The organism is Xylanibacter ruminicola 23 (assembly GCF_000025925.1).
GTDB classification, from domain to species: Bacteria; Bacteroidota; Bacteroidia; order Bacteroidales; family Bacteroidaceae; genus Prevotella; species Prevotella ruminicola.
In genome coordinates, this window is record NC_014033.1 from 2,654,400 (window position 1) to 2,667,735 (window position 13,336).

Below are 13,336 nucleotides of genomic sequence, written 5' to 3' on the forward strand. Positions count from 1 at the left end.
TTCACAACAGAACGGGGATTACTGTATTTATTTGATGGCAGCCGCAATGATCTCGGCCATCTTCTTGGCCCCTTTTTCGTTGGGATGAATACCATCATCTACCACCTTATCGCCATCGTTTAGCATCAGGGCATGCAGATCGATAATCTGTAAGCCATACTGCTTAGCTACTTCCTGCTGGATGGGGATAATCTCGTCGGTAATCACCTTATCGTTGATATTCCAACTGGGCTTGAAGGCAGGGATGGGCGTACAAAGCAGGATCTTTGGACCTGCAGGCTGAGCTGCAGCCTTAGCCTTCTTCTTACCTTTCTTAGCTGGTTGGGCAAGGTCTGGGCGCAGGGCCTTAATCATCTGTTCCAAATCCTGCCTAAACTCTGAGCCATACTGCCAGTTCTCGGGCTTCGAGTCGTTGGTGCCGAGCTTAATCACAACCACATCGGGCTTAAATGCCAAGGCATCCTTCCAGGCCATCTCGTTCATATAAGGGAAATCACCCTTGTTCAACATGGTACGTGCCGAAACACCAAAGTTCTTTACCCAGTAGCCATCACCCAGGATTCCCTGCAGTTGTGCCGGATAGCCGTACTTGGCACGCATATCAATACCAAAACCATCAGTAATGCTGTTACCGATGCAAGCCACACGGATAGCATCCTCCTTGGGGGCAGGAATCGACTTAAGCCAGTTACCTAAGTCCTGCAACAGCTGGTCGTGATACTTAAACCACGTGCCAAAGCCAAAGCCATGATCGCCCGAAGGGTAAATAAACAAGCTGCATTCATTACCGGCATTGCGCATAGCCGAATAATACTGTATGCCATTGGTTACCACAGGCACCAAACGGTCGTCGTTAGCGCTGATGATACAAGCAGGTGGCGTGAGATGGCTGCGAACGGCATTCTGGGTTGAGTACTGTCCTATAAGTTTAGGATCCTTATACCCCTCTTTACCCAGAAAGTTGATGCACGACCACTTATGTGATACACGCTCATCCATCGAGATTACTGGATAGAATAGTATCGAGAAGTTAGGACGCACTTCATAAGGCGACATCGTTGAGATGACCGACGACAGATGTCCACCTGCCGAGAAGCCCATAATGCCCACATCGTTAGGATTAATATTCCAGACCTTAGCCGAGTCGCGAACGATACGGAAACCTTGCTCCACATCTCCTACTGGAATGGTACGGTCACCATGCGGCAAACGATAGTTTACCACGAAATAAGCGATACCCTGTTTATTCAACCAATCGGAAGCCTGATAGCCCTCATGCGTATTCGAAAGCATAGAGTAGCCACCTCCAGGCACACCAACAATGGCTCTGCCTGAGGGATTCTCTGGAAGGAAACACACCATCTGAGCCTTTCCATCATCGGACAGGTTCAACGTAAACTTCTTTGCGGTCTGCGCCTGCATGGTCATAGCCAGCATCAGCAGCCCCGTCATGAATAGTTTTCTGTTCATAGTTACAACAATTCTTTATTTAGTCCTATTGTTAAAAAATGCCTCCACACGATCAGCCATATTCTGCCTGATATAAGGGTAGTAGAATCTTAGTTCCATGTGATGATAGTTTCCCGGAATACCGATTACTGGCATCGGTTCATCATTCTTATAGCCACCTATCAACAGTAACTTGCTCTTCGGGTCGAGTCGTGCCGAGAGCGTATCATTCTGATGCTCCTTGTCGTAATACACAAACGACGCGCCTACCGTATCTGTTCGCCAGTTGATGGGATTAATACAGAACAGATTACCCGCACTTACCACTGGTATTTCGCACTCTGGCGTCTTTACCGAGTTAAAGCAAATCGACACCTTGGTATCGTTAGCCTTGCAAGCCGGGCGCAAATGTCGGCAACATGCCGTATCTTCCTTAGTAATCCTATAACCAATAAAATAGGCAGCCACCATGCGGTCGGCCACATCATCCGGCATGCGCTTCATAATCTCCAACATGGCATGAGCTCCCTGACTGAAGCCAGCCAGTATAAAGGGGCGCCCCTGATTCAGATGTTTGATATAGTAATCCCAACTCCGAACGCAGTCCGACATGGCTAATGGCAAACGTGCAAGCGCAGTTTCGGGTGACGACCACGACTGCATCGTCACCTGACGATAATAAGGCGAATAGTAATTCAGTTTGCCTGAATAAAACGAATCCACAGCATGCATTTCAATCCTCATCTGTCCACGCTGACCAGCATTGTAAGTGTCGGCAAAATGGCAGGTATCACTACCTATCATATGGTCGCCTGTTTCTGTAGAGATGATATAAAACAAATCGGCCTCACCCTGGCGGTTAACTATAAACCACTGGCTGGGATCATCGTAATGCGGTGATGGGGGAATTGGACCGATAACCGACTGACTATCACTATCCCACGAACCGAAGAATAGCGAAGCGCATACGCAAGAAAGCGCAACAAAAGCCGATTTTAGTCTATTCGTACACATATAATTGACTAATTTGCGTGCAAAAATACAAATTTCAAGCGAAGTTAGCAAATAAATCGCAAAACTTTATGTAAATTTGCACGCAAAAACAACTAATAAACAATATGATTTCATTTGAATGTGACTACAACAACGGGGCTCATCCAAAAGTTTTGGAGAACCTGATTAAATACAACGATGCCAAACCAACCCCTTATGGTTTTGATGAGTTTAGCGAACGCGCCAAAGAGCGCATCCGTGTAGCATGCGGATTGCCCGATGCCCAGATATTCTTCCTCACCGGCGGCACCCAGACTAATGCCACCACCATCGACTCGATGCTGTATCAGTACGAGGGTGTGATTTGTGTTGGCAGCGGTCATATCAACGTACACGAGGCTGGTGCTGTAGAGTTCACCGAGCACAAAATCATAACCATTGCCGATAATAATGGTAAGATGGAAGCCAAGACACTCGACAAGTATCTCGACGACTATATGCACGACGGCAACAAGGACCACGCTGTACACCCAGGATTGGTTTACATCACTTTCCCCACCGAGTTTGGAACTCTCTACACAGCAAAGGAACTTGACGACATCTACCAGGTATGTCAGCACTACGAGATACCGCTTTATATAGATGGTGCCCGTTTGGGCTATGGACTGATGGCCGAAGAGAACGATATCACCCTGCCCTACCTGGCCCGTCACTGCGATGTTTTCTATATCGGTGGAACTAAGATTGGTGCCCTTTGCGGCGAGGCTGTGGTATTTACGCACCAGAATGCCCACAAGCATTTCTTCTCTATCCAGAAACAGCATGGTGCCGTGATTGCCAAGGGCGCCTTGATAGGCTTGCAGTTCGATGCGCTGTTTACTGACGACCTCTACTTCAAACTCTCAGAACATGCCATCAAGATGGCTATGCGCATGAAGCAGATATTCATCAAGAAAGGCTTCGAGTTCTATGTCGACTCACCCACCAACCAGCAGTTTGTAATTATGGACAACACACTGGTTGAGGCACTGAGTCAGAAGATGAAGTTCACTCATTTCGGTCAGGCCGACAAATACCATACCATCTGCCGTTTCGTAACCAGCTGGGCCACCACCGAAGAAGAATTAGACGAATTAGAGAAGATACTCGGATGAAGAACCTATACTATAAATATTACCCTACAGCCGCAATTATTCTCTGCGCCATTATCATCTGGTGTTTCTTTCAGTTCTGGTATCCCTATCACTTCTTTTTCCAAGAGCAGAACCAGATATTCCTTTGGTCGTGGGATTATATCTCCACCTATACTGATAAGTCAGGTGGATTGGCAGGTCTTGTGGGTGATTTCCTCACGCAGTTCTATTACTACCTGTTTGCAGGCTCCACAATCCTCACGGTTTGTCTGCTCATCATAGCTGGCTTGCTTTACCAGTCGCTTATCCACTTCAAGGTCAGCAAAATTGTGACCCTTGCATTGACACTGTTTGTGATGGTGTTCGTGGCCGTATGCCATTTCAGCACCAGCTATCGCCTCTCATCTACAATCTCTATCATGGGATGGCTGCTCTTATTATGGGGGGTATCAAGCATCCGAAAAAACGCCCTGAAGCTGTCGGTATTAGCTTGTGGCCTGCTCCCCTGTTATCTGCTATTTGGCAGTCCTGTCATCAAGCAATTGCAGATGCCAGATCTGGTTTTAGAGAAGGATTTTGCTGTCGACTGCGAATACCACTTTGGCCATTACGATAAAGTGATACAGATGGTAGAAGGTCAGGACCGATGGACCGACCAGATGGTGTTCTTCTACAACCTGGCACAGGCACAACGCGGTAAGCTGCCCGACCACCTACTCAAGTTCACTCCTACCCAGTTGGGAACCTTCTACAAGATTGGTCCCGAAACGCCAATGCTGATTATCCGTAACATGAACGAGCTGTATTGGGCCTTAGGCGATATGACCTTTACCGAGCGTGCAGCCATGATGACGAACGTGTTCTCGCACAACAACCGTAACGTGCGAATGATGCAACGTTTGGCCGAGTGTAATTACGTGAGTGGTGATTCGTTAGCAGCCGAGAAATACCTGCGTATCCTCGACAAGACATTGGTATATGACCGTTGGGCCGACAATGTCCGCAAGAATGGCAAAACCATCTATCAGCAGAAGATGCAGATGGTAAATCGCCACGACACCATATCGACAACCGACAATGCCCACCTGCTCATGATGCAGTTGCTCAATGCCAATCCGAACAACACCATAGCCTTGGATTACATTCTGTGCAGCACACTGGTATTAAAGGATATTGCCAGCTTCAAGCGCGATTACGACCGCTATTGCATCGACACCAACAACCCACGATTAAAGACACTCTACCAGGAGGCACTTTGCATTTGGCTGGCTGGTACCGACGCACCACAACAAGAGTGGGAGAAATACATCAAGCGCGGCGATGTCTTCCAGCGTTTTCAACAGTATAACCAACAACGTGGTAATGCCAATTTCAAGGACACCTATTGGTATTACTTTGATAAGATAAAAGCACCTGAAATATGAAAAAATTACTTAACCTACTCACTATACTGATAGTACTTACCTCTTGTACACCCACCCCTGAGAATGTACAGGAGAGCAACACTCTACCACCTATTTATCCCGACTACTGTGATGTAACTATTCCACAGAATATAGCCCCGCTCAACTTTCTGCTGCGTGCCGATTGTGAAGCCATCGAGGTAAAGGCTAGCGACATCACCATCAACACCCGTGGCAACGAGGCCGTATTCGACATCGACGATTGGAAGGCCCTGTTGCAACAATCTGCTGATAAGAGCATAGAAGTGAATGTCAGTGCCCTTATCAACGGGCAGTGGACGGCCTACAGGCCCTTCACCTGGCAGGTAGTAAGCGACAAGGTGGATCCCTATCTCACCTACCGTCTCATTGAGCCCGATTACGAGATATGGAACAACGTACAGATTCAGCAACGCTGTGTAGAGAACTTCGACGTAAACGCCTTAGGACATTACGAGAAGTTGGAAAACCGCTGCATGAACTGCCACACGTTTGCCAACCAGAACCCACAGCTATCCATGATGTACGTTCGTGGTCCTGGCGGCGGTGCCATCCTGAATGAGAACGGCATACTCAGCAAGCTGAACATCCCTGGCAGTGTTTACTTCGGATTCAGTCCCACTGGCCGCTATATCACCTATTCTACCCAGAAGATTATTCCCGCTTTCCATAGCGACCCCAGCAAGCGATTAGAAGTGTACGATTCGGAGTCGAATGTATGCGTGGCCGATATGCAGGAGCATCGTATCTTTACCTCACCATTGCTTTCCGACAGTCTGAAGTTCGAGACATTCCCTACCTTCTCGCCCGATGGCAAGTACATCTACTACTGTGCGGCCGATAGTGTGAGTCTGCCTCACGACATCAAACAGTTGCAATACAGTTTGGTGCGCATCGCCTTTGACGAGAAAACGGGCACCATCGGCACTCAGGTAGATACACTCTACCATCAGCGCAGTGTATGCCATCCACGTGTCAGCCCCGACGGTCAATACATTCTTTATACCGTAGCCGACTACGGCACCTTCCCCATCTGGCATCCAGAGGCCGATTTGCAGATGATGAACCTGCAAACGGGTAAGATTGATACACTTAGCATCGTGAATAGTGCCAAGAGCGATACTTATCACTCTTGGAGCAGCAATAGCCGCTGGTTTGTGTTTGCCTCGAAACGCGACGACGGTCTGTATGGCAAACCCTACTTCTGCTATATTGACAAGCATGGTAAAGCCCACAAGCCTTTCTGCCTGCCACAGGCACATCCTTCGTTCTACGACAACAATCTGAAGTCGTTCAATGCGCCAGAGCTAGGTAAAGGCAAGGTGCCGTTCGATGTTGAAGATGTGGCCAAAGCAATGAAAAAAGAATCCGTGACCTTTAAATAGTCACGGATTCTTTTTTATTTCACCTTCGTTTCAACACGTTGATCGGAAGCTATTTCACGACCGGCATTGTAAGCGTCGAAAACAACTTTTGTTTTGGTAAAGTCGGGTACGTTAAACGAGAAAATACTTTCCTCGTAGTACTCTTTCGGATGTCGCTGAGGCAACAGGAATGGTTTTGAGAAGTGTCCTTTGTCATCCACACAAGCCAGATAGAGATGACTATAAAGTCCATCGCCACGGCGACTGGTAAAGACAATCCAGTGCGAGTTTACATTCCAGTTGTGATAGCTGTCGGCCTTCTCGCTGTTTATCTCCTTCAACTCGCGCGCTTCACCCGTTTGCAAGTTCAGCAGCCACTGGTTACTCTCCTGGTGCCAGATTGAGAAGTAGCCGTAATCCATCAGCGTAAACAGGATGTACTTGCCATCGTACGACGGACGGGGCCAAGTCAGACTCTTACCCATCGCCACCGCATTAAAGATGGTATCCACCTTCTCGCCGTATTTACCTGTAGCGGGGTCGAATGCAATCTTACACAGGTTGTACTTCTCGTCCTTATAATGCATAGGGTACTCCTGCTGCTTGCAAGTCATGTAATACAAGGTTTTACCATCAGGCGAGAATACAGGTGAGTTCTCACTCCAATCGGGTGTCGATAGCAGCGAGTCCTTAATAATCTCATGAGTAGCGGGATTATACACAAATACATCGCTCGACAAGTCGAACACCTCAATACGTTCATGAGCAACCATATGGAATCCCTGACGCGTCTGGTTAGTAGAGAAAGCACAGTATTTGCCACTGGGGTGCCAGTAAGGATACACCATCGAACCACCTAACTGCTCGTTGCTGGCCTTCAGCCATTCACGCTGACCATCTATCTGGAACATGGTTGCACCATGATCGCCACGAACATGAAACACAAATTTGGATGGATCTGTTTGGCGCGCCGAATGACAGTTCACACACATACCAGGCACCTGAGTATTCTCGATAATGGGATACTCATCGAATGTAGCCAGGTCGCGCTGATAGAGTCCCATCTTACTGAACACCTCGTAGCCTGGGGCTATACGACGATAAGTCAGTCCCCATTCATCAAGTGCATAGGTACTTACGTTTACCGTAAAGTTGTTATACTGCTGCCACTGACCGTCCTTTCTGGTACAAACTGTAAACGTCAGTTGTCCGCCTTTGTTCTGCTGGGTCAGCTCATGCCAGTCGGCAATATCAAAGTCGGCATAATCGCCCTGCACGCGCAGCTCGCCCCCCTTACTGCCTTTTACCACCACATCCACACAGTCGGCATCAGGACAATCAAAATTCAGGGGCGCCATCTCTGCAGGAATGGTGACACCGATATAATCAGGGTAGATATTGGGCAGTTGATCAACCTTCGATACATTCTCAGGAGTTGAGTTACAACTGGTCATCAGCCAACACCCAACACTAATCACCCAACACCAAATAGTATTCTTCTTCATTTTCCAACCATTAAATAATACCAAAGTGTATTCTTGAACTTAGCCAACTCAGGGGCCTGCTGATTGGCAGAATAGATACTTGCGAACTCATTCATTTGCTGCAGCATAAACTGACTCAAGATGCCCTGTGGCGGCTGTTGCCTCTTCTGCATAAAGGCCAAGGCAATACCCTCCTGAATATGGCGGGGATTATACTGTACTCTACTCTGGACTACAGGCGCATACTGCATAAAACGGGCGATATCCTTATCCATCAGCGGCATCATCAGCAGATACTGTGCAGCCACCATGTTGCTGGTGTTATGCATAAACAGCAGTCCACAGATTTTATCCAGTTCCCTATCGCTGAACAAGATGTCGTCCTGCAAGCGATACTGACGCAGTGTACCATACAGTGGGTGCTCGTTAATGGCCTTCTCGTCACCCAACATAGCTAACGTACGCTGTGCCCAAGGGCGGTAGAACACGGTTTTCTCCAACATCTTCAGATATTTCTCGGCCACCTTGTACTCACCGTTTATCAGATTGGTCTCAGCCAATCGCTTCACCACACGTGCACTCTTATTATAGTTAGGAATAGCCTCCATCGCCTCGAAAGCCAGTCGCTGGGCGGTATTCACCAATCCCAAATTAAAATAGATTTCCCCAGTCAACTGCGTCGTAGCAAAATTACGCTCAAACTTAGGCAGTAAGCCCTCCGAACCACGCTGGAAAAAGTCGAAAGCCTTATCGCCAAGCTGGTTTGTCATTGCCAGTGCCAAATTAGTGGCACTCACGCTCATCGGCAAATCAGGCGTCTTTTTCTCGGCCTTGGCGATAATATCGTTCCAATCACCTATACGCACCAGATAGTCGTACTCCATCAGTTCGTATTTCTTAGCATCAAAACCAAATTGCTGGGGTACCACAACCAATACAGCTAACAACAAAGCCTCACCAGTCAGCACCCATGTCTTTGGTTCAGGCAAACGCTTGGTCAGCCATCCTAACAACAGCACCACCACTGGAATTGCCATCAGTACGTAGGGCAATGTCACTGGGATACGGTAGTAACTGATGCCTAGCATCACCCTCATCATTGGGAATGGCAGATAGTGCGCACTCAGCAACATCAAGGCCAATGCGTAAATGACAGATAGTGGCATCATCCATACAGCCACCATCAGCACCAGCGGACCTATCAGCCAATAAAGAATGGGGATCAAGATTACCACAGCCACCACCTTGGCCACTATGTTTTGTGGTGCCAGCTTTGTCCATGCAATCATCACAGCCAAGGCCATTACCAGTGCCACAGCATACGTCAGCATCACACTCTCGTCGCCCATGGCAAACCATAGCATGGCTACTGGCATAAAGCTCAGTATGTAATGACTCTTCACCTTCATCAATCGCCACGTAAGGCGTTGTATCAGCATATACAGCACGGCTATGATGGCTGCACCTATGGCAACACCATTGTAGAATTGCACCAGGAACTCAGCCACGTATCGTGCCAAGCCACCAGGCTCCGACAGACGATCTATAAAGTAGTCGCCATCAAACAAGAACAGTTGTAACTGCTCCTGATAGGTAAGCGCAAAGGGATAGCGGTAGCTCCAGAACAGGAATACCGACACGCCTACCACCAGCGTTACAAGCCACGCCCACTGTTTATTGCTTAATTTCTTCATGTGTATCGGCATTCATCGTTACCACACGTCCATCAGGATACTTACGCTGATAGGTTAAGGGGAACATATCCTTCAGGAAATCATGCAGCACACCCTCCTTCATGTTCTTAGCCATCTGACGGGTATAGTTTTTATATACCAGATGGAAACTGTCGGCACGCTGTGCAATGTACTTAGCCTGCACGCTGTCACCTTTCGACTGCAGCTCGGCCACATACCTGCGCATCTTCATCAGCTCGCGGTTATGCATCTCGGTACGCACCTTCCATTTCTCCAACGAGTCGTTCTGAGGAGTACCAGTAGCATGACTCACACTATCAATGATAACCTTCACATCACCGGGCTCGCCTATCACCAAGAGCGACTGAACACCCATTCGGAAACGCAAATCAACCAATATCTTATACAACTTCGACGAGTCGGTAGTAAGCTCAAACTTACCATCCTTAATCTCCACACTATCCACCGTATTAGCATTCTTCTCACCATAGAAGGGTACCAAGAAGATGCGTTTGCCCTCAAACTTCTCGTCGGGCACTACACCGTGAATTCTACATTCATTTGCATTCTTGGGCTGACAGCTATAAAACATTGTCATAGCTGTAGCTGCCATAAAACATAAAAGAATCTTTTTCATTGTTATCTAATTTTTACTTGTATTCGTTGATTGTCAAAAACATGCTTGTTGATCTCGCGAGCATCCACATTAACTTTACCCTCGGTAAAATCTATGCAGTTATACGAGTCCATCTCTTCAAGATAGTATTTACGTGGATTACGCTGAGGCAACAGGAATGGTTTTCCTGCACGTCCCTTATCATCGATAAAGGCGATATACGGCATGCTATACACACCATTTTCTCTACGACTAGAGAAAACAAACCAGTGACTGTTCAAACTCCAATTATGGAAACTCTCAGTATCATCACTATTCGCACCTGACAACGGATGTGTCTCGCCTGTCTGTAGGTTCATCAACCAAAGATCCGCCTCAGGATGGTTCACAGGGAAGTTACCGCAGTTGGTAACATTAAACATCAACCACTTGCCATCGTACGATGCACGTGGATAAGTAAAGCTCTTATCCCATTCACGGGCATTCAACAACGTATCCACATGGTCGCCATAGGTGCCTGTTTTAGCATCGAACGCGATTTTACACAAACTGTATTTCACCTTATCCCATTCTGCTGGTACACGGTATGGCTTGGCTGTACAATAGAACAAGGTCTTTCCATCAGCCGAGAAAGCAGGATAGGTTTCCCAATCGTCGGTCTGCAACAGTGGGCAAAGCACTAATTCGTTAGTACGGGTATCAAGCACCAGTACATTGCTAAAGGTGTCGTATACCTCAATACGCTGTCCAGTTCCGACAAAGAAGCTCTGGTGGATAGAGTTAGTTGAGAAAGCACAATAGTCTCCATCGGGATGCCAATAAGAATAACTGGTATTGGCCACGGTACTATCGGTTTTGGTTGTCAGATATGATTGTTTACCATCTTTGTATATCAAGGTTCCGCCATGTTCACCTCGAATCTGCATATTAAAGGTGTTTGGATTAGCATGGTTAGCCACATGGCAGTTCATACACTGACCAGGTAGCACACTCTCGGCCAAAATAGCCGACTCATCGAAACTATGTATGTCACGCTGATAGATACCAATGTCGCCCCCCACCTCATAACCTGGTGCGATACGGCGATAGGTAACACCATACTCATCAAGACGATGCTTACTGACAACCATTTTAAAGTCCTGATACTGCAGCCACTGGCCGTTCTTTTTCACACATACAGTAAACACCAGTTCGCCACCGGCGTTCTGTTCTGTCAGTTCATGCCAGTCGTCCATATTAAAATCAGCCCAGTCGCCGTTGGCATGCAGTTCACCACCCTTCGACCCTTTCACCACGACATCCATACAGTCGATATCCTCTTCTGCAAAATTAAAATCCATGGGAGCAATATTCGCAGGAATCGTTACCCCGATGTAGTCGGGATAAATAGCAGGCAACTTATTCACCAAGGTAGGGTTGGTGGGACTTTCACTGCACGACGAGCCTGCCATTGCTAACAGCCAGCAACAAACGGCCAACAGTTGATATCTGATATTAATGCGCTTCATCATTGTCTTCGTTTTTAGTTTTCTGGGCCATCATTCTTTTTACATATGCGGCATAAGGCGATCCTGGCACATTACCTTGCTTTTGAATACACATCATGGCATCCTGATAGCCGATAGGCATCTCGCGATAGCCACTGTATTTCTCAGCCATGGGCATATACTGTTGGAATCCTTGCATCTGACCTTCCAACAGCATCTGTCCCATAAAGTATTCCAGTGCCATCGTGTTCTGCGTATTATTCATAAATAGTAAACCGAACATCTTATACAGTTCCAGATGACTATACAGGAAATCGTTCTTATAACGCAACTGGCGCAGTTTGCCGTACACGGGGTGTGCATCAATGGCAGCCTCATCACCTAACAAAGCTTCGGCATTAACAGCCCATTCACGATAAAACATACTTTTTTTCAGTAAATCAAGATGTTTCTTGGCTGTTTTGTAATGCCCATTTACAATCATGCATTCGGCTATTCGCTTGGTACAACGCCCACTCATGCTACCATCCAGAATCGATTCCTGTGTATCAAAGAAATAACGCAAAGCCGAATTGACCATACCCAGTCGCCAAAAGGTCTCTGCCGATGGCAGCATCGAGGTTAAGTCGCGAATACGGGGCATAATGAGCGCATTCTCATCACTCTGATAAAAGTCGAACATCCTATCAGCCAACTGATGCTTTTGCGACAATGCCAGGTTGACACAAACCGAACTGAAAGCCGTCTTTACTTGATATTCTTTAGCACGCGTCACTATCTCATCCCAGCGTTCATGGCGCACCAGGTAATCCTGACGAATCAGTTCGTACATCTCTTTATCATAGCCTTTGCTGATGCCTAAGAAACACAAAGCGATAAAGACAGCCGCTTGCACAGGTAACAGCCACTTAGCCGAAAGGCATCGACGCTGCACTACCATCGTAAATACTGTTACCAGCGGAGTCAGCCACATTAGCGTTGGCATCATCATCGGCGTGCGATAATATTGGGCAGGCATCATGGTCATCTCTAAAGTCCACTGTGTGAGGCAGAAACGATAAGCCAGCAACTGCAAAGCCAACAGATATAAGGGCATTGGCCAGCTCTTCCATCCGTAACGGTGCATACGCAACAGCACATACACCCAAGCCAACGGCCCCGTCAACCAATATATAATAGGTATAAGAGCCGCCTCACACCATGCCTGCTTGCCCCATTTAACAGAATTCAGTCTGTGAGCGTCAACTGCTAATATCAGCGCCACCACATAGCCCAACTTGACACTAGGATCGCCCAACAGCCAGAGCACGAGTGCTGCAGGAATCCACCCAGTGGTACACCCCAGAGCCACGAAGAGCAGTGAGAGTAACAGGGCCCCCAGCCACTCTATATAATAGAATTGCACGATAAACTCGCCTATCCAACTGGCAAAGCCACCTGGTACACTGAGTCTATCTACAAAATAATCACTCGTCCACAGAAACAGTTGGTACTGCTCCTGATACGACATGGCGTGCGGGTATGCTATATACCAAAACAAGAATACGCCGATGCTGATTAGCACTGACAAGGCTATAGTTCCGTATTTAGTTATCGTTTTATTCATAAACGCTGCAAAAGTACCACAAAAATCTGACTTAACAAAGTTTTTATCTATTTTCTACCAACAAAAAA

At 47.3% G+C, this 13,336-nt stretch carries 10 protein-coding genes; 3 read left to right on the top strand and 7 right to left on the bottom strand.

Annotation, left to right across the window (positions count from 1 at the left end; genetic code table 11):
• Window positions 1–27 precede the first annotated feature (27 nt).
• A complete protein-coding gene (axeA1, locus tag PRU_RS11395; RefSeq protein ID WP_013065432.1) occupies window positions 28–1,470 on the bottom strand; it encodes an acetylxylan esterase AxeA1 in 1,443 nt (480 codons plus the stop codon).
• A gap of 15 nt (window positions 1,471–1,485) precedes the next feature.
• Entirely contained in the window at window positions 1,486–2,463 is a 978-nt protein-coding gene (locus tag PRU_RS15415) for a DUF3089 domain-containing protein (protein WP_013065224.1), read from the bottom strand.
• Window positions 2,464–2,567: 104 nt separating this feature from the next.
• Between PRU_RS15415 and PRU_RS11405 the strand changes: the two genes are divergently transcribed.
• The 3 genes from PRU_RS11405 to PRU_RS11415 are packed head-to-tail and all read left to right on the top strand — an operon-like array spanning window position 2,568 to window position 6,402.
• Window positions 2,568–3,596, top strand: a complete 1,029-nt coding sequence (locus tag PRU_RS11405; RefSeq protein ID WP_013065066.1) for a threonine aldolase family protein — start codon at window positions 2,568–2,570, stop codon at window positions 3,594–3,596.
• Entirely contained in the window at window positions 3,593–4,999 is a 1,407-nt protein-coding gene (locus tag PRU_RS11410; protein WP_013064481.1) for a DUF6057 family protein, read from the top strand. Before PRU_RS11405 ends, PRU_RS11410 begins: the two co-directional genes overlap by 4 nt.
• Window positions 4,996–6,402 carry a TolB family protein gene (locus PRU_RS11415; RefSeq protein ID WP_013064228.1) on the top strand — a complete coding sequence of 469 codons (1,407 nt, stop codon included), beginning with the start codon at window positions 4,996–4,998 and terminating at the stop codon, window positions 6,400–6,402. The genes PRU_RS11410 and PRU_RS11415 overlap by 4 nt, the downstream gene beginning before the upstream one ends.
• Before the next feature lie 14 nt (window positions 6,403–6,416).
• Here PRU_RS11415 and PRU_RS11420 read toward each other — a convergent pair whose 3' ends face one another.
• The 5 genes from PRU_RS11420 to PRU_RS11440 are packed head-to-tail and all read right to left on the bottom strand — an operon-like array spanning window position 6,417 to window position 13,268.
• Window positions 6,417–7,886: a TolB family protein gene (locus PRU_RS11420; RefSeq protein WP_041386159.1), complete on the bottom strand. Its 1,470-nt coding sequence runs from the start codon at window positions 7,884–7,886 to the stop codon at window positions 6,417–6,419.
• Window positions 7,883–9,559, bottom strand: a complete 1,677-nt coding sequence (locus tag PRU_RS11425; protein WP_049769155.1) for a DUF6057 family protein — start codon at window positions 9,557–9,559, stop codon at window positions 7,883–7,885. Before PRU_RS11425 ends, PRU_RS11420 begins: the two co-directional genes overlap by 4 nt.
• Complete coding sequence (locus tag PRU_RS15420) at window positions 9,540–10,196, bottom strand: DUF4369 domain-containing protein (RefSeq protein WP_013065592.1); 657 nt, start codon at window positions 10,194–10,196, stop codon at window positions 9,540–9,542. Before PRU_RS15420 ends, PRU_RS11425 begins: the two co-directional genes overlap by 20 nt.
• Before the next feature lie 2 nt (window positions 10,197–10,198).
• On the bottom strand, window positions 10,199–11,686 hold the full coding sequence (locus tag PRU_RS11435) for a TolB family protein (RefSeq protein ID WP_013063770.1): 1,488 nt from the start codon (window positions 11,684–11,686) through the stop codon (window positions 10,199–10,201).
• Window positions 11,670–13,268 (bottom strand): DUF6057 family protein, encoded by a 1,599-nt coding sequence (locus PRU_RS11440; RefSeq protein WP_013063769.1) that lies wholly within the window; start codon window positions 13,266–13,268, stop codon window positions 11,670–11,672. The genes PRU_RS11435 and PRU_RS11440 overlap by 17 nt, the downstream gene beginning before the upstream one ends.
• Between the last annotated feature and the right edge of the window lie 68 nt (window positions 13,269–13,336).